We start from the raw sequence: 16,825 nt of genomic DNA on the forward strand, positions 1-16,825 counted from the left end.
TCCGGGCCGAGGCCGGGAGGGTGAGGTGATACGGCGGGGCTACGGGGTGACCTGTGTCCCCCCGAAGGTCACCACCAGGCGGCCGTCCGACGCGAAGGACCAGCCCAGTGCGCCGGAGTACGAGGAGCACCGCGATCCGTCGGAGCCGGACCAGAACTGGTTCGAGGCGTCGGAGTCGCCCACGATCCTGTCGTTGGTGCCGCTGCCGCTGCGGCACGAGGTGTTGCCTCGGAACACCGACGTACCGGCGTCGAAGTTGAAGTTGCGCTCGGAGTTGTCGATGCTCACGTTGTTCGAGACCGCCATCGAGCCGGGGTTGCTGTTGTAGGTGAACCCGTGCTTGCCGTTGCGGTAGGCGATGCTGCGCCGCACGATGTGGTTCACCCCGATGTCCTCGCCGCCGAGCTTGTAGCCGTTGCGGTCACCGGCACCGGCCTGGGAGCCGTCGCTGAGGGTGCCGTTGGCGTAGGAGAGGGAGTCCTCGATGGTCACCGGGCCGATGGGGCCGGTGTCGGGCTTCGTGTAGAGGTCCCAGCCGTCGTCGATGTTGTGGTGGGAGACGGTGTAACGGAAGACGTTCCCGGTGCCGGTGGTGAGCTTCGCGGCGAAGCCGTCGGCGTCCTCGCCGTCGGAGTCGGCGTTGTCGTGCGACTCCGCGCTCAGGATCAGGTTGTCGGAAGGCCACGCGCTGCTCGGGGTCGTGGAGGCGATGCGCCCGAGCTGGAGGCCGGTGTCGCGGTTGAACCGGGTCACGGTGCGCTCGACGACGTTGTGGCTGCCGCCGACGTAGATGCCGTTGTCACCGGCCCTTTCGACGACGATCCCGCGGATGTGCCAGTACGAGGCGTTGAGCTGGAGCCCCCGGTTGGAGGCGCTCTGGGTCTGGGCGGAGAAGTCGAGAACCGGGGTCTCGCCCGGGTAGGCCGCCAGGGTGGTGCGGGCGGCGGAGGTGCCGTCCTGGCCGGCCGGGACGGTCACCGTGACGGCCTGGCCGTACCTTCCGCCGCGCAGGTAGATCGTGCCGCCGGAGGTGACACGGCTGATCGCGGAGGTGAGCGTGGTCGGGCTGGAGACGGTGCCGGCCGCGCCGTCGGTGCCGCCGGGCGCCACGTACAGGGCCGAGCCCGACGGGGGCGGGGTGGTGGTGCCGCCGGTCTCGGCCTCCAGGTAGTCGATGTTGGGCAGGCCGTTCGCCGTGGTCGGGCTGAACCGGACGATGTTGGCGCCCTGGACGACCGGCACGGTGAGCGTCTTCGTCGTCCACGCGGTCCAGGTGCCGGTCCCCTCGAAGGACGGCGATCCTGCCGCGGCGCCGTTCACGGTGGCGTTCGCGGGCCGGGCGGTGGTCGTGCCGTTGGCGAAGCGGACCGACAGGGTGGCGGTCCCGGCCTGAGCGGCGTTCACCGTGAACTGGAGCGCGGCGCCGAGGGCGTTCGTGGCGTTGCAGAATCCGGTGCCGGAGTATCCGGCGTGCTCCGTCTCGACGGCGCCGTCACAGACGGTGGGCGCGGCCTCGGCCTCGTAGCGCGCGGCGGCGGCCGTCGCGGCGGCGCCGGGCAGTGCGACGACTGTGCCGAGCGCCAGCCCGGCGCAGGCCAGTAGCGACAGTGATGACAGCGTTTTCATGGGGGATCCTTGTCCTTCTCCGTGGCCGCATGGGGTATGCGTGATGGAAGTACAGGCTCGTGACGCATCGGATAGAAAGCGCTTGCTACCGTAAGAACTCCGCCATGGGCACGTCAATACGCGTGCGGCGGTCATCCCGTACGGCCTTGCGCGCCATGAGGTGAGGGGCTCCGGCGGCCCGGGGGTCGAGTCGCAACCCCGCGGATCCCGGGCGGCTCTGACGTCGTGTCGGAACGGGACGGCCCCCTCGGTGAGGGTGAATCTCGTCACCGCCATACCCGCCCCGCCGGGGGAGTGCCGTCGTGGGGTGGGTGCTGCCGGTGAAGCCCGGAGCGCGGCCTCGCCCCGCCCTCGTGGTGGCCCGCCCGGCGTGCGAGAGGAGGCCCTCTGTCGCGGAGCGCCGCCGCCTCCCGTCACCGGGGCGTCGCGTCCGAAGCCGGTGATCCCGGGCAGGCGAAGCGGGAAAGTCGTGGATCTGAACTATTGCCGTTTGACAACTATGACCGTGAGGTAACAAAGTAGCTGAGTCGCATCGCACGGGGAAGGATCTGTCATGTACCGGTGGGCGGAAGGCGCTCCGGGTGCCGGCCATCCAGTCCTGGAATCGACGGGGCCATCGGTGGCCTGCCCGGGGGTTCAGGCCGTGCGGTCCCCGGCGTGCGGGGCGTTGCCGTGTATCTGCAGAGCCGCCGTGTCGCAGAAGGCCTCCAGGCCCTCCAGTAGCGCGGTCCGCTTGGCCGCCGGCATCCCGTCCAGCACCGCCTGCAATTCCTGCTCCCGGCGTGCGCGCAGGTTGTCGAGGAAGACGCGGCCGTGGCCGCTGAGATGCAGCTGCACCTCACGCCGGTCCGAGGGGCTTATCGCGCGCTCGACGAAGCCGGCGGCCACCAGTCGGTCGCACAGCCGGCTGATGGACGGAGGTGTGGAGGCGAGGGAGTCGGCAAGGGTGCGCAGGTTGATGCCGTCCTGGTGTTCGAGCATCAGGAGCACGCGCATCTGCGACGGCGAAGCCGGCGCGGTCGAGGCCCGCCCCCAGAGGACTTCCAGCAATTCCACGGCCGTCAGGGTCACGCGTGCGACCTCGACGGACTCTGGGCGGGGGCGGAAGACAGTCACCGTCACACTCTCGCAGGCACTGGGACAGGCGTCAGCGTACTAGGCGCCGGCGGTGGCGAGAGAAGTTCGTGTGTCCGGCGCGGCTCGGCCCGGGTGGCCTCGCCGGCTGGGCGAGGGACGTATGCATCCATTGAGGGATAGGTATTTCTACTATTGTGAACAGATTTGTGTCCGCTGAGCGTGCTCTGCGTACAGCGGCCCCGCATGAGCTGCTCGACGCCGTGCGCCGAGTCCTCGCGGAGGAATACGCGGCGGAGTCCGTCGAGTTGTTCATGGCCGACTACGGACTCACCGTCCTGCAGCCGGTGTCGGTGCTGCCCAGCACCACGGAGCCGGTGTCGGTGCACAACAGTCCCGCGGGCCGTGCCTTCGGCGCGCAGGAACCCTTCCTGGAGGAGGTCGACGGCGGATCCGTGCGCGTCCACCTGCCGGTGACGGTGCGCGGGGACCGGCTGGGGGTGCTGTCGGTCACCCTGCGGGACGACGGGGGAGCGCGTGACCTCGTGGGGGAGCTCGCCGACATCGCCGAGGTGCTGGGACACGAAGTGGTCGTGGCCGAGCGCGACACGGACGTGTACCTGCAGGCGCGCCGCAAGGATCGCCTCACCCTGGCGGCCGAGATGCAGTGGCAGCTCCTGCCGGGTCGTTCCTGCTCCCGGCCCGAGTACGAACTCGGCGCGCAACTGGAGCCGGCGTACGCGATCTTCGGCGACAACTTCGACTGGTCCGCCACGGCGGACCGCCTCATGCTCTACGTCACCAACGGCATGGGGGAGGGCATCGAGGCCTCCCTGCTGACGAACCTCGCCATCAACGCCCTGCGCAACGCCCGGCGCGCCGGCCTCGACATCGAGGACCAGGCGGCCCTGGCCGATCAGGCGGTGTACGCCCACTACCAGGGACGCCGCTATCTCTCGGTGCTGATGCTCGAATTCGACCTCGCGACCGGCCGGGCCAAGGTCGTGGACGCCGGATCACCGCAGTTGCTGTGCCTGCGGGACGGCGTCGTGGAGCACGTCGCCTTCGAGGCGCAGCTCCCGCTGGGCATGTTCGAGGAGACCGACTACGTGGTCCAGGACTTTCTGGTCCGGCCCGGCGACCGGCTCGTCTTCGTCAGCGACGGAGTGCACGCGGCCGCCTCGCCCAAGGGGGAGGTGTACGGGGACACCGCCCTGGCCCGGGCGATCCAGTCCACTCGTCTCCTGCCGGCGGCCGAGGTGCCGCGCGCCATCCTGCGGGAGCTGACCGGCCATCGCGGACGGTCGGTTCCGAAGGACGACGCTCTGGTCGTCTGCCTGGACTGGCGCGGGCGCTGAGTCGCGGAGATGCCGAGTCGTGAATGTGTCGATGCTGTGTCGCTTCCGCCGCGTGCGCAGTGTCATTAGTTGTCATGTGGCAATGATTGAATGGGTTGTGCCGGTCCCGGCGCGACCAACGATCCTCGAGGGAGACGATGCAGGTGTCGGACCAGGCAACGGCCGATTCGGCGGCGCGGGAGCTGAGGGCCTTCCTGGAACGCCGTCGCGAGCAGATCGCCCAGCGATGGGCGGACGCGCCCCTGTTCCGGACGGTCTTCACCGTCTCCCGCGACGAGGCCGTGGAGGCGTGCAAGACCGTCGTGGACGCGCTGGCGGACGTCGCCTCGACCGGCCGGCTGGACGACATCGCGTCCCCCGGCTTCGACCCGGTGCGGGAGCAGTTGGGGCGTATGGCCGCTTCCCGTGCGCGCAGTGGATTCAGCCCGGCGCAGATCGCGGAGGAGGCGGCCGGCCTGCGGGTGACGGCCGCCGAGTCGCTGCGTGGCGAACTCCACGACCTGCCCGAAGACGTGGCGCACGAGGTTCCGACGGCCCTCACCGTCCTGATGGGCACCCTGAGCCTGGTGATCATGGAGACGACGGTCATCGCCGGCGAGGAGCTGATCGCGCGGCAGCGACAGCAACTGCTGGAAGTGGCCACTCCGGTGATCAGCCTGTGGGAGGGCATCGTCGCGGTGCCCCTGATAGGCACCCTGGACAGCGCACGCAGCCAGGTCGTCATGGAGTCGCTGCTGGACGCCATCGTGGAGCAGCGGGCCGGCTACGCCATCCTGGACATCACAGGCGTGCCCACGGTCGATTCGCTCGTCGCGCAGCACCTGATGAAGACGGTGGCCGCGGCACGCCTGATGGGCGCCGAATGCATCGTCTCCGGCATCCGCCCCGCGATCGCGCAGACCATCGTGCACCTCGGAATCGACCTGGGTTCGGTGCTCACGCGCAGCTCTCTGGCCGACGCCCTGGCGTACGCGCTCACCCAGCAGGGCATGGTCGTCTCCCACGCGGCCGTGAAGCCGCGATGACCGCCGCCCCGCCGGGCCACTCGGCCGTGGTCCCGGTCCTGGCCCTGGGGGACGTCCTCCTGGTCTCCCTCCAGGGAGAGCTGCACGACGGCAGGGTCGAGCAACTCCAGCAGGACATCACCCACCGCGTCGCGCGGAGCCGGGCGAGCGGCGTGGTCATCGACGTCTCCGGAGTCGATGTCGTGGACTCGTTCCTGGGCCGGGCCATCGCCGAGATCGCCGCCAACGCCGGCCTGCTGGCGGCTCGCACCGTCCTGTGCGGGATGCGGCCCGCCGTGGCGATCACCCTGGTCGAGCTGGGCCTGACCCTGCCCGGCCTGGTGACCGCGCTCGACGCCGAGCACGCCTTCGCACTGCTCCGGCCGGACGCTTCCGCGGACGTCCAGGGCGACCGCGCGGGGTGTGCGTGACGCCGGCCTCCGACCCCGACACCGCGACGAGCCTGCCCATCGGCTCCGACGCGGACCTCGCGTGGGTGCGGCACCAGGTGCGGCGGTTCGCGGCCGAGCTCGGGTTCGGACTCGTGCAGCAGACGAAGCTCGTCACCGCGGCCAGCGAGCTCGCCCGGAACACCCTGATCCACGGCGGCGGAGGGCACGCGGAGATCACCCCGAGGACCAAGGGACCGACCCGTGGACTGCAGCTGTCGTTCACCGACACCGGCCCCGGCATCCGTGACGTCGAGCTGGCCATGACCGACGGCTTCACCACCGGGGGCGGCCTCGGGCTGGGCCTCAGCGGATCCAGGCGACTGGTGGACGAGTTCACCATCGACACCCGGCCCGGTGAGGGCACCGTCGTGACCCTGGTGGCCTGGGCCGCCGGCGTGCCGGCCGCTCGCGCGAGGCCCGTATGACACGCGTCTGGATCGTCCCGGTGCACGACTCCACCCGGGTGCGCGACGTCCGGGTGGCGACCGAGGAGGCCGGTGCCCGCGCCGGGCTCGACCCCCACCGCACCGCGGTCGCGGCACTGGTGGCCACCGAACTGGCGACCAACCTGCTCAAGCACGCCGGAGGCGGCCGACTGGCGATCGAGCTCGTCGACCACCCGGGAACAGAGGCCCGCGGCCCGGAGGTTCAGCTCGTCGCCCTCGACCACGGCCCCGGCATCCACGACGTCGCCGCCGCGATGCGCGACGGCTACACCACCAGCGAGGCGTCCCTCGGCGCCGGCCTCGGCACCTGCCTGCGCATCTCGAGCGCGTTCGGCCTGTACAGCACCGGGCGCGGCACCGTCGCGGTCGCCCGGATCGGCCAGGACGCCAGGCGGCGGGAGGACCGCTCCACGGTCCGGAGCGGAGGGATCAACCTCCCCCTCGCCCAGGCAGAGCACTCCGGCGACGCCTGGAGCTGCGTCCGGTCGGGCTCGCGGACGACCCTGATGCTCGCCGACGGCCTCGGCCACGGCGTCAAGGCCGCTCACGCGTCCGGCGCGGCGGTGGACGAGCTCCACCGCGTCGGCCACCTGCCGCCCGCCGAGATCCTGCGGCACATGCACACGGCCCTGCGGGCCACCCGCGGCGCCGCGGTCGCCGTGGCCCAGTCGGMCGAGGCCGKCGGCGAACTCGTCTTCGCGGGAGTCGGCAACATAGGCGCCCGTCTGCGCACCGGCGATGCGTGGGAGCACCTCGTCTCCCACCCCGGCATCGTCGGCGCCCAGTACCCGGCGACCGTACCCGTGCGCCGCGTGCCCTGGGGGCCGGGCAGTCTGCTCGTCCTGCACAGCGACGGACTGCCCAGCCGATGGCTGCCGCCCGAGGACCCCGCCCTCCTCGCCCACGAACCGGCGGTGATCGCCGCGACCGTCCTCCGGGACGCCAGCAGCGCCGCCAGCCCCGGCCGCGACGACACGTGTGTGGCCGTCCTCGCCTCCGAGCCACCGATCGGGCGCCTGTGATCCCACGGAAAGTCCTCGACGTCTCCTCGGCCGCCGACGCCGTCCGCGCCCGGAACTCCGCCGCCCGGCTCGCCGCCGCCCTCGGGGCGACCGCGGTCGAGCAGGCCCGTTTCCTTACGGCGCTCACCACGCGCCTCCGCGACGACATCGGTCGGGGCGGCGTGGAACTCACCCTGACCGTCCAGCCGTCCGGAGCCGAGGCGACCCTGCACGTACGAGCGGTCGCGAAGCCCGTCCCGCCCGAGCGGGACCACACGCCGCTGTGGCGGCTGACCCTTCCCTGCCCCTGCCCTCCGGCAGGGAACCCGCCCCGGGCCGCGGGTCCGGACGACGCCGATGAGGCGATCCTGGCGGCGGACGAGCAGACCGCGGCGATCCTGCGCCGGCTGGACGAGGCGGAGCAGCAGCTCCGGCTGCACCGCGAGGAGCTGMACCAGACCAACCAGGGAGTGCTCGCCCTGCACGCCGAACTCGAAGCCGCCGCGCGGACCCAGCGAGACCTGCTCGAGGCCGAGCGAACGGCCCGCGGGCAGGCGGAGAAGGGGCGACGACTGCTGACGTTCCTCGCCGACGCCAGCGCGGCCGTGACCGCGTCCCTGGACCAGGAGGACATCCTGCGATGCCTTCCCGAGCTGCTCGTCCSCGACTACGCGTCCCAGGTCGACGTATGGCTCTTCGACGAGCCGGCGGACCCGAACGCCGCCCACTCCGCCGCGGTCTGCTCGTCCGCCGCCAGGATCGCCTCATCGGCGTCGTCCGGACCCGCGGCCCGCCGGAGAGCAGGGCGCCCTCCCGGTCGCACCCTCCCCGCCACCTGATTGCCCCGCGCCTGCATCAGCGCGCGCCCGCATTAGTCCGCGCTTGCATTTATCCAGCGCGTGCAACTATTGTCGACGCAAGCAAGCAACGCATGCAATCAATGGAAGGTGCTTCGCCATGCCTCTCGCGCTCCTGGCCCTGGCCATCGGGGCCTTCGGGATCGGCACCACCGAGTTCGTGATCATGGGAGTGCTCCCGCAGGTCGCGGGTGACTTCGGTGTCTCGATCCCCACCGCCGGCTGGCTGGTGACCGGATACGCACTCGGTGTGGTCTTCGGCGCCCCGCTGCTGACGGTGCTCGGCACCAGGGTGTCCCGCAAGAAGATGCTCCTCTTCCTCATGGGCCTCTTCGTCGTCGGCAACCTGCTGTCCGCGGTCGCCCCCTCCTTCGGCCTGATGCTGACCGGCCGGATCGTGGCCTCGCTGGCCCACGGCGCGTTCTTCGGCATCGGCTCGGTGGTCGCCGCCGACCTGGTCGCCCCGGAGAAGAAGGCGTCCGCCATCTCCCTGATGTTCATGGGCCTGACCGTGGCCAACATCGTGGGCGTCCCGCTGGGCACCTCCATCGGCCAGGCCGCCGGCTGGCGCGTCACCTTCACCCTCGTCGCCGCCCTCGGCGTGCTCGGCTTCCTCGGCGTGGCGAAGCTCGTCCCCGCGACGGGCCGGCCCGAGAGCCCGGACGTGCGTTCCGAGTTCGCCGCCTTCAAGAACGTCCAGGTGTGGCTCGCCATGGCGATGACCGTCCTCGGCTACGGCGGCGTGTTCGCGGCGATCACCTACATCACGCCGATGATGACGGAGGTCGCCGGCTACACCGAGGGCGCGGTGACCTGGCTGCTCGTCCTCTTCGGCATCGGCATGTTCCTGGGCAACATCCTCGGCGGGAAGTTCGCCGACCGCGCCCTGATGCCCCTGCTCTTCACGACCCTGACCGCCCTGTCCGTGGTGCTGCTGGTCTTCACCGCCACCTCGCACCACAAGGTCCTGGCGGCGATCACCCTCACGCTGATCGGCGCGCTCGGCTTCGCCACCGTCCCGCCGCTGCAGAAGCGGGTCCTCGACCAGGCGTCCGCCGCTCCGACCCTGGCCTCCGCCGCCAACATCGGCGCCTTCAACCTCGGCAACGCCCTGGCCGCCTGGCTCGGCGGCGTCGTGATCGCCGCGGGCCTCGGCTACACCGCCCCCAACTGGGTGGGCGCCCTGCTCTCCGGCTCGGCGCTGCTCCTCGCGATCCTCGCCGCCTCGCTGGACCGGCGGACCCGCGCCCGGACCCGGCCGGTGGCGCAGGACGCCCCGGCCCAGGCGGCGCCCGTGCCGGCCGGCCGCCACTGAACCGGTCCCGCCCCGGACCGGCACCCCCGGTCCACTCCCCCACCGTTCACCGCATCACGAAGGAAGCACCATGAGCACCACCACCACCGTCACCCCCCTGACCACGCAGGACGCCGAGGTCCTGCTGAGCGCGGCCCGCCGCGCCGCCGAGAGCGCCGGGGTCACCGTCAGCGTCAGCGTCCTCGACGCGGGCGGCCACCTCCTCGCCTTCCGGCGCGACGACCGGGCGGTCCTCGTCTCGGGCGAGACCAGCACCCGCAAGGCCTACACGGCCCTCCAGCTCGACTCGGCCACCGCCGACCTGGTCGACCTGGTCAAGCCCGACGGCCCCTTCCACTCGCTGACCACGGCGCTCGACCGGCCGCTCCTCTTCATCGCCGGCGGGCTCCCCGTCCACCGCGACGGCCGGCTCATCGGCGCCGTCGGCGTCGGCGGCGGTGCCCCCGAACAGGACCACGCCTTCGCCACGGCCGCCGTCGCCACTCTCGGCTGACCCCTGCGGCTTCGGCCGCCGCCCCCTTCCGGCCAGGCCGGGAGGGGGCGGCGGCGTACTCCGGCTCGCCCCCGCGAGTCAGCGGCGCAGCGGTCCCTCGCAGACGAAGGACGAGGTGCCGGCCCGCCGGTCCGACCAGATCTCCACCGGGCCGAACGAGCAGTTCATGTCCGCGAAGTTGTTGCCGCCTCCCAGGCTCCGGTCGAGCACGAAGTAGTCGACCGTCTCGGACATGTCCTTGAACACCCGGTCCGGGTCGCCCGCGTCGGCGAGGTTCGCCGTGACGCGCCCGGCGCACCGGAAGCGCGGCAGGACCTTGTCGGCGGCCGTCGTGCAGGTGGGCGTGCTGCCCGTGGCGGCGGCGAAGGCGGAGCGTATCGCCGCCGCCGTGGCGTGCCGCAGCCCGGCCGTCGGCTGGTGGCTCGTGTCCGGCACGAACAGGTCGTCCACCCGGGCGATCTGCCGGTCGAGGAAGGCGTCGTAGTCGCGCTGGGTCCCCGCGTCCCGGCCGATCCGGTCGCGCCAGGTGTCGTACCCCTGGACGTCCCCGGCGCGGAGGTACCCGTACATGGCCTGGAGCAGGGCGGGACGCTCCGTCCACAGGTACTCGAAGAAGGTGCCGGCGTAGGGGTAGAAGCGGAAGCCGTCGCCCTCGTAGGTGGCGTGCAGGATCCGGTCGACGCTCATGCGCGGTCCCCCGCCCGCGGTGTCCCGGATGACGCCCTGGACCAGGGACTTGCGGACGGCGATGCCGTCGTCGCGGGTGGCGCCGTCGAAGAACTCGGCCGTGCCCTCGTCCATGGCGGTGGTGCGGTCGTTCTCGTACCACGGCCCCTCGCCGAAGAAGCCGGGGACGGCGTAGCGGCCGTTGAGGTAGTGCACGTACTCGTGGCGGAAGAGCTCTTCCAGGGTGAGGCTGGAGTCCTGGGGGACGCGCCGCTGGTAGGTGTAGAAGGTGGCGCCGCGTTCGATGTAGACACCGCCGTTCTCCGTGCCCATCCCGGTCAGGAGGGGGTGGTAGGTCTCGTAGTCGCGGCGCGAGGCGTACAGCACCACGGTGAGGACGCCGTTGGGATCTCCGGCCAGCGGCTGCTCGGTGCCCAGGACCCGGTGGAACTGCGCCTTCACCTGCTTGCTCGCGTAGTAGAGCTGGTCGACGGTGGCGCGGTCCAGTCCGGTCCTGACCTTGATGGCGCCCTGGTCGTAGGTGTAGGTGTGCGGGAAGATCCGCGCCTCGATGTCGGCCTTGCAGACGCGGTACGGCGCGCAGGCCTCGTAGTGGTTCAGCCAGTTGACCAGGGAGGCCCAGGGGGCGCTGCCGGTGCCGAAGCCGCTCTCGACGGGAGCCAGCAGGGCGCCGAGGTCGGCGACGGTCCCGGCCCGCAGGCCGTCGATCTGCCCGAAGCGGCCGTACTCGCCGAGGGCGTCGCGCACCAGCCACTCGTTCGCCGTGCCCTTCAGATGGGTGTGGCCGGCGAACGCCTTGAACGCGGCGCGGTAGGCGGGGCTGCGTTCGGCGGCCGCGCGGAAGGCGGTGTCCTGGTTGCCGGGGTAGACGCCGAGGTAGTTCACGGAGAGCGCGGCGAGCGCGGCCCCGGCCCAGCCGGGATCCCCGGAGGTCTGCGGGTGTGCCGCGTCCATCCGGATCAGGACCTGGACGATCAGGCCGAGTTGGTGCTGCCGCAGCCCCGGTGCGCTGGCGGCGTAGAGGGCTTCGCGCAGGGTCTGGGCGTTCTGCGGGGTGACGTCGAAGGTGTGCGGGGCGGCGGCGTACGCGGCGACGGCGGCGCGTATCGCCTCGACCGTGGGCGCGTCCGTGATGTCGATCTCGGGGCGGCCGAAGTCGTGGTACGCGACGGCGTGCAGGTAGGTGAACATCTCCGGCAGATGACTGGAGCCGGTGCCGTCGTGGCCGGCGGCGAGGGAACCGATCCGGGCGGCGACGGCCTGGACGTGGGCGTCCGACATCACCGGAGCGAGACGGGCGTCCCAGTTCCAGACGAGTCCGCGCAGGCAGCCCTCGGCCTGCACGGCGGGGTCGGCGAGGAAGTCGGCGAGCTGAGTGGGCGTCAGGCCGGTGACGCCGTCGAGCGTGCACGGGACGCCGTTCGCGGTCACGGCCGGACGGGACGCCGCACGGAGGGTGTTCGCCTCGTTCCCGCCGGGCCGGACGCCGGGCACCCGGCCGGCGGTGACGCCGGCGGGCGCGGCAGCCGGCCGGCTCACCGGCACGGGGGCCTTGCCCAGACGCTCGACCTCGTCGTGCGGGTTCGGGACGTACGACACCGGCGCGGCCGGCGGGGTCTGCCGGGCGGCGAAGGCGGCGGGCACCTCGCGGTCCACCGCCTGCGCCATCTGCCCGAGGGGCGCGGTGAGGGCGGCCGCGAGCGCGGTGGCGATCAGGGTGGAGCGCAGGGCTCTGTGCTGGGACACGAGGTCTCCTGACATGGGGGGTGGGTGGGAACGCCGAACTGGCCGCGGTTTCAGGGTCGTTGGGTTCATCGATGCCCTTGGAGGCCGCGGCACGGCGTGTAACATAGCAATGTGAAATTGCACTGAGAAGCCTCATGCGCCGTCAGTTTCCGTATCCGCTAAGCCGGATGCCGCCGGCCGGCCTTCCGCGACCCCGCCGCGCCTGCCCCGCCCGCACCGTCTCCCACCCTCAGGAGTGCCCATGACCGAGACGCCCGCGCGCCCGTACACCGCTGGTCACGACCTGCCGGTGTCCCCGGAACTCGCCGCCTTCATGGCCGAGGGCTGGGCACCGTCACCGCTGCCGGACGGCACCCGCGTCCCCGGCGCCGACCTCACCCCCGCCCGGCGGGCACGGCTGTCCGCCCGATTCCCCGGCGAGCGGCTGATCGTCCCCGCGGGCGAACTGCGGGTCCGCTCCAACGACTGCGACCACCGCTTCCGCCCGCACTCCGCCTACGTCTGGCTGACCGGCCTCGCCGGGGAGGACCAGGCGGGCCACGTCCTGGTGCTGGAGCCGGACGGGGCGGGACACGAGGCCGTCCTGTACATCCGGCCCCGCTCGCCGCGCGACGGCGGCGAGCGGGGCGAGGAGTTCTACCGCGACCGCCGCTACGGCGAGTTCTGGGTGGGCCGCCGCCCCGACCTCGCCGAGGCCGGACGCCTCACCGGCATCCGCTGCGCGCACCTGGACCGCCTCGCCCCGCTCCCGCCCGGGCGCGACGCCGCCACCGACCCGGAACTCGCATCCGTGCTCAGCGAGTTGCGTCTGATCAAGGACGTCTGGGAGGTCGCGCAGCTGCAGGCCGCCGTGGACCACACGACGGCCGGCTTCGTGGACGTCGTGCGCGCCCTGCCCCGCGCGCTGGCCCACCGGCGGGGCGAACGCTGGATCGAGGGGGTCTTCGACCTGCGCGCCCGCGCCGAGGGGAACGGCACCGGGTACGAGACCATCGCCGCCTCCGGCGCCCACGCCTGCGTCCTGCACTGGACACGCAACGACGGCCGACTCCACCGGGACGACCTGCTGCTGCTCGACGCGGGGGTGGAGACGGACACCCTCTACACCGCCGACATCACCCGCACCCTGCCCCTGTCCGGCCGCTTCTCGCCCGTCCAGCGGCAGGTGTACGACCTGGTCCTGGCCGCGCAGGAGGCCGGCATCGCGGCGCTGCGCCCGGGCGCGGCCTACGGGGACTTCCACCGGGCGTGCGTGCGGGTCATCGCCGAGGGCCTCGCCGACTGGGGCGTGCTCAAGAACCCGCGGGGGGACCTGCACCGGCGCTACACCCTGTGCAACAGCGGGCACATGCTCGGCCTCGACGTGCACGACTGCGCCCGCGCCCGGGCGGCGGAGTACCGGGACGGAACCCTGGCCGTGGGGCACGTCCTGACCGTCGAGCCCGGGCTGTACCTCCAGCCCGACGACGAGACACTGCCGCCCGAACTGCGGGGCATCGGCGTCCGCATCGAGGACGACCTGGTCATCACGGAGGACGGGGCGCGGCTCATGTCCGGCGCGCTGCCCCGTACCGCCGACGCGGTCGAGTCGTGGATGGGCGCGCTGCTCGACGGCTGACGCACGGCGGGCGGTCCGCGGCGGCGGCGCGCACGGCTCCGGGCGACGCGCGCCGCCGCCGCGGCACCCCGCGGTGCGCGCGGTCCGCCCCGCGCCCGCGCCGCCCAAATCCGCTGTGGACGGCCCGTGTTGGAACCCTTGGCAAGCACAGTGGCATGTGAAATATTACAGCCGTGCCCACGAGACACTCCTCCACGGCGCCCGACGTCATCGTCGTCGGCGCCGGCATGATCGGCGCGGCCTGTGCCTACTACGCCGGCCGCGCGGGCCTGTCCGTCACCGTGCTCGACCGGGGTCCGGTCGCGGGCGGCACGACCGGGGCCGGCGAGGGCAACCTCCTCGTCTCCGACAAGGAACCCGGCCCCGAGCTCGAACTCGCCCTGCTCTCGCACCGCCTGTGGCGCGAACTGCCCGACCCGCTGCGGGCGCGGACCGAGTTCGAGCCCAAGGGGGGTCTGGTGGTCGCGTCCGACGGGCCGGGCCTGGACGCCCTCCGCCGGTTCGCGGCCGCCCAGCGCGCCGCGGGCGTCGAGGCGCACGAGGTCTCCGGGGACCGGCTCCACGACCTGGAGCCGCACCTCGCCGCCGGCCGGGCCGGCGCCTTCCACTACCCGCAGGACGCCCAGGTGCAGCCCGCGCTGGCCGCCGCCCGGCTGCTGCGCGCCTCGGGAGCCGTCCTCCGCCTCGGTGAGGAGGTCACCGCCCTGCTCACCGGCCCCGACGGATCGGTGCGCGGCGTCCGCACCTCGACCGGTGCCTCCGTCCCCGCCCCGTACGTGGTGAACGCGGCCGGAGCCTGGGGCGGCGCGCTGGCCCGGCTCGCCGGCACCGAGCTGCCGGTCCTTCCCCGCCGCGGCTTCGTCCTGGTCACCGAGCCGCTGCCGAGGCTGGTGCGGCACAAGGTGTACGCGGCCGACTACGTCGCCGACGTCGCCAGCGACTCCGCCGCGCTCCAGACCTCCCCCGTCGTCGAGGGAACCCCCGCGGGGCCGGTCCTGATCGGGGCGAGCCGTGAACGGGTCGGCTTCGACCGCTCGTTGTCGACCGAGGCCCTCGGCCGGCTCGCCGCGGGAGCCGCCCGCCTGTTCCCGGTGCTGGCCGGGGTGCGGGTGACGCGCGCCTACGCGGGCTTCCGCCCGTACCTGCCGGACCACCTGCCGGCGATCGGCCCGGACGCGCGGATCCCGGGGCTGCTGCACGCCTGCGGACACGAAGGGGCCGGGATCGGGCTCGCCCCGGCCACCGGACTGCTCGTCGCACGGTTCCTGACCGGCGCCGATCCCGGCCTCGACGCCCGCCCCTTCCGCCCCGGCCGCTTCGCTCCGGGCGCGGCGGACCCTCACCGGGCCGGCGGGCCCGCATGAACCCCGACAGCCCGCACACCGTTCCCCGTCGACTGGGAGAGAGCATGTTCCGTCGCCTCACGCGCCGCGCGGCCCGGCACCGCACACCACGGTCGCTCGTGGACGCGCGGCCCGGACCGGCCTTCGTCCTCACCTTCGACGGGCGGCCCGTCGACGCCCTCCCCGGCCGGTCGCTCGCCGCCGCGCTCTGGGATGCGGGCATCACCGCCTGGCGCACCACCCGGGTCGGCGGGCGCCCGCGCGGGGCGTTCTGCGGTATCGGCCAGTGCTTCGACTGCCTGGTCACCGTCAACGGCGAGCCCAACCGGCGGGCCTGCCTCGTCCCGGCCACGCCCGGTGACGTCGTCACCCGCCAGGAGGGACACGGCCGTGACGCCCTCGACCGCTCCTGACGGCCGGTCCGCCGGACCGGCGGACCGGCGCGCCCGCTCCGGCGACCCGGCCGAGCCGTACGACCTGGTGGTGGTCGGCGCGGGCCCGGCCGGGCTCGCCGGCGCGGTCACCGCGGCCGAGCAGGGACTCTCGGTGGCCCTGCTCGACGGGGACGCGGGGCTGGGCGGCCAGTTCTACCGGCACCCGGCACCCGCGCTCGGGGCGACGCGGCCGCAGGCTCTCCACCACGACTGGCCGGCCTTCGCCGCACTGCGCCGGCGATGGGAGGCGGGCGGCGGCGACCATCTGCCGGAGCACCACGTGTGGGCGGTGGTGGCCGAGCCCCTCGCCGGCCCCGGGACGGGCGCCGGCGGAGCGGGCTGGGCGGTGCACGCCGCCACCGGCCCCGACGGCGAGGGCCGTCGCCCGGAGCCGGTACGGGGGCGGGCCGTGCTGCTGGCGACCGGTGCGGCCGAGCGCCACCTGCCCTTCCCCGGCTGGACCCTGCCCGGGGTGGTGGGCGCGGGCGGCGCCCAGGCCATGCTCAAGGCGGGACTGGTCCTGCCCGGCCGGCGCGTCGTCGTCGCGGGCAGCGGGCCGCTGCTGCTCGCGGTGGCCTCGTCGCTGACCGCGGCGGGAGCCCGGGTACCCGCCCTGGTCGAGGCCGCGGGATACCTCGGCTACGCCCGCCGGCCGGGTGTCCTCGCGGCCTCGCCCGGCAAGGCGGCCGAGGCCGTCGGGCACCTCGCCCCCCTTCTGCGGCACGGAGTACGCGCCTACGCCCGGCACGCGGTGATCCGGGCGCACGGCGATTCACGGGTGGAGGCGGTGACCGTGGCCCGGCTGGACCGCGACTGGCGGCCGGTGGCCGGCACCGGGCGGATCGTCCGCTGCGACGCCGTGGCCGTGGGGCACGGACTCGCGCCCCGGATCGACCTGGCCACCGCACTCGGCTGCGCGGTGCGGAGCACTCCGGACGGCGCGCCCGCCCTCGTCCTCGACGCGGGTCAGGCGACCTCGGTGCCCGGGGTGTGGTCGGCGGGCGAGACCGCCGGTCCCGGTGGCGCCCGACTGGCCCTGGCCGAAGGAGAGTTGGCCGCGCTCGCGGTGGCACGCCGATTGCGGGGCGACACCACCGGGACCCCGCGCGGGCGGCTGAGGACCCTGCTGCGGGCCCGCGCCCGGCTGCGGGCCTTCGCGGAGCTGATGGCCGTGGCGCACGCGCCCGGCGAGGGCTGGCGGCACKGGCTCGACGACACGACGGAGATCTGCCGCTGGAGGAGACGGCGGAGTACCTCGGCGCCGGATTCGCGGACCTGATCAACCTGTTCCAGCCCGAGCGCATCCTCGTCGGCGGCTGGGCGGGCCTCCAGCTCGGCTCCCGTTTCCTGGACTCCGTCCGCGCCTACGCC

Annotated in this window: 15 protein-coding genes and 1 pseudogene; 13 read left to right on the forward strand and 3 right to left on the reverse strand. The window is 73.4% G+C overall.

Translation table 11 applies throughout. The features are described 5' to 3' along the window. Nucleotides 1-39: 39 nt before the first annotated feature. Nucleotides 40-1,626: a carbohydrate-binding protein gene (locus EAO71_RS01550; protein WP_147975952.1), complete on the reverse strand. Its 1,587-nt coding sequence runs from the start codon at nucleotides 1,624-1,626 to the stop codon at nucleotides 40-42. A gap of 636 nt (nucleotides 1,627-2,262) precedes the next feature. Further along, nucleotides 2,263-2,697: a MarR family winged helix-turn-helix transcriptional regulator gene (locus tag EAO71_RS01555; RefSeq protein ID WP_147975953.1), complete on the reverse strand. Its 435-nt coding sequence runs from the start codon at nucleotides 2,695-2,697 to the stop codon at nucleotides 2,263-2,265. A gap of 212 nt (nucleotides 2,698-2,909) precedes the next feature. Between EAO71_RS01555 and EAO71_RS01560 the strand changes: the two genes are divergently transcribed. The 8 genes from EAO71_RS01560 to EAO71_RS01595 all read left to right on the forward strand — a co-directional run bounded on the left by EAO71_RS01560 (nucleotide 2,910) and on the right by EAO71_RS01595 (nucleotide 9,626). Continuing rightward, nucleotides 2,910-4,058 (forward strand): PP2C family protein-serine/threonine phosphatase, encoded by a 1,149-nt coding sequence (locus tag EAO71_RS01560; protein ID WP_261991937.1) that lies wholly within the window; start codon nucleotides 2,910-2,912, stop codon nucleotides 4,056-4,058. 137 nt (nucleotides 4,059-4,195) lie between these two features. Beyond that, complete coding sequence (locus tag EAO71_RS01565) at nucleotides 4,196-5,083, forward strand: STAS domain-containing protein (protein WP_147975955.1); 888 nt, start codon at nucleotides 4,196-4,198, stop codon at nucleotides 5,081-5,083. Beyond that, nucleotides 5,080-5,493: an STAS domain-containing protein gene (locus EAO71_RS01570; protein ID WP_147975956.1), complete on the forward strand. Its 414-nt coding sequence runs from the start codon at nucleotides 5,080-5,082 to the stop codon at nucleotides 5,491-5,493. Before EAO71_RS01565 ends, EAO71_RS01570 begins: the two co-directional genes overlap by 4 nt. Beyond that, nucleotides 5,490-5,939, forward strand: coding sequence for an ATP-binding protein (locus EAO71_RS01575; protein WP_410093938.1), 450 nt, complete (start codon nucleotides 5,490-5,492; stop codon nucleotides 5,937-5,939). Before EAO71_RS01570 ends, EAO71_RS01575 begins: the two co-directional genes overlap by 4 nt. After that, nucleotides 5,936-6,982, forward strand: a complete 1,047-nt coding sequence (locus EAO71_RS01580) for a SpoIIE family protein phosphatase (protein ID WP_147975958.1) — start codon at nucleotides 5,936-5,938, stop codon at nucleotides 6,980-6,982. The genes EAO71_RS01575 and EAO71_RS01580 overlap by 4 nt, the downstream gene beginning before the upstream one ends. Beyond that, complete coding sequence (locus EAO71_RS01585) at nucleotides 6,979-7,800, forward strand: hypothetical protein (RefSeq protein ID WP_147975959.1); 822 nt, start codon at nucleotides 6,979-6,981, stop codon at nucleotides 7,798-7,800. Before EAO71_RS01580 ends, EAO71_RS01585 begins: the two co-directional genes overlap by 4 nt. Before the next feature lie 118 nt (nucleotides 7,801-7,918). Further along, on the forward strand, nucleotides 7,919-9,133 hold the full coding sequence (locus tag EAO71_RS01590) for an MFS transporter (protein WP_147975960.1): 1,215 nt from the start codon (nucleotides 7,919-7,921) through the stop codon (nucleotides 9,131-9,133). 70 nt (nucleotides 9,134-9,203) lie between these two features. Further along, nucleotides 9,204-9,626: a GlcG/HbpS family heme-binding protein gene (locus tag EAO71_RS01595; protein ID WP_147975961.1), complete on the forward strand. Its 423-nt coding sequence runs from the start codon at nucleotides 9,204-9,206 to the stop codon at nucleotides 9,624-9,626. 78 nt (nucleotides 9,627-9,704) lie between these two features. Here EAO71_RS01595 and EAO71_RS01600 read toward each other — a convergent pair whose 3' ends face one another. Further along, nucleotides 9,705-12,059, reverse strand: a complete 2,355-nt coding sequence (locus EAO71_RS01600; protein ID WP_261991938.1) for a collagenase — start codon at nucleotides 12,057-12,059, stop codon at nucleotides 9,705-9,707. A 241-nt stretch (nucleotides 12,060-12,300) separates the two neighbouring features. Between EAO71_RS01600 and EAO71_RS01605 the strand changes: the two genes are divergently transcribed. The 5 genes and pseudogenes from EAO71_RS01605 to EAO71_RS38415 form a co-directional block, all read left to right on the forward strand. After that, the gene (locus EAO71_RS01605) at nucleotides 12,301-13,677 is read left to right on the forward strand and encodes an aminopeptidase P family protein (protein WP_147975963.1); all 1,377 of its coding nucleotides are present in this window, start codon (nucleotides 12,301-12,303) and stop codon (nucleotides 13,675-13,677) included. A gap of 173 nt (nucleotides 13,678-13,850) precedes the next feature. Beyond that, on the forward strand, nucleotides 13,851-15,041 hold the full coding sequence (locus tag EAO71_RS01610; RefSeq protein ID WP_147975964.1) for an NAD(P)/FAD-dependent oxidoreductase: 1,191 nt from the start codon (nucleotides 13,851-13,853) through the stop codon (nucleotides 15,039-15,041). A gap of 44 nt (nucleotides 15,042-15,085) precedes the next feature. Further along, nucleotides 15,086-15,433: a (2Fe-2S)-binding protein gene (locus EAO71_RS01615; RefSeq protein ID WP_147975965.1), complete on the forward strand. Its 348-nt coding sequence runs from the start codon at nucleotides 15,086-15,088 to the stop codon at nucleotides 15,431-15,433. Continuing rightward, nucleotides 15,411-16,733 carry an NAD(P)/FAD-dependent oxidoreductase gene (locus EAO71_RS01620; protein WP_147975966.1) on the forward strand — a complete coding sequence of 441 codons (1,323 nt, stop codon included), beginning with the start codon at nucleotides 15,411-15,413 and terminating at the stop codon, nucleotides 16,731-16,733. Before EAO71_RS01615 ends, EAO71_RS01620 begins: the two co-directional genes overlap by 23 nt. After that, nucleotides 16,685-16,825 (forward strand): annotated as a pseudogene (locus tag EAO71_RS38415) (sugar kinase); the annotation flags it as partial. The gene EAO71_RS01620 and the pseudogene EAO71_RS38415, both read left to right, overlap by 49 nt.

The sequence above is a fragment of the Streptomyces sp. MS191 genome, from assembly GCF_008042125.1.
In the GTDB taxonomy this organism is placed as follows: domain Bacteria; phylum Actinomycetota; class Actinomycetes; order Streptomycetales; family Streptomycetaceae; genus Streptomyces.

Bases quoted from the DNA above. Each gene is read 5' to 3' on its own strand.
- EAO71_RS01590 (WP_147975960.1), top strand. From the start codon at position 7,919: ATGCCTCTCGCGCTCCTGGCCCTGGCCATCGGGGCCTTCGGGATCGGC.
- EAO71_RS01615 (WP_147975965.1), top strand. From the start codon at position 15,086: ATGTTCCGTCGCCTCACGCGCCGCGCGGCCCGGCACCGCACACCACGG.
- EAO71_RS01550 (WP_147975952.1), bottom strand. From the start codon at position 1,626: ATGAAAACGCTGTCATCACTGTCGCTACTGGCCTGCGCCGGGCTGGCG.
- EAO71_RS01565 (WP_147975955.1), top strand. From the start codon at position 4,196: ATGCAGGTGTCGGACCAGGCAACGGCCGATTCGGCGGCGCGGGAGCTG.
- EAO71_RS01605 (WP_147975963.1), top strand. From the start codon at position 12,301: ATGACCGAGACGCCCGCGCGCCCGTACACCGCTGGTCACGACCTGCCG.
- EAO71_RS01570 (WP_147975956.1), top strand. From the start codon at position 5,080: ATGACCGCCGCCCCGCCGGGCCACTCGGCCGTGGTCCCGGTCCTGGCC.
- EAO71_RS01595 (WP_147975961.1), top strand. From the start codon at position 9,204: ATGAGCACCACCACCACCGTCACCCCCCTGACCACGCAGGACGCCGAG.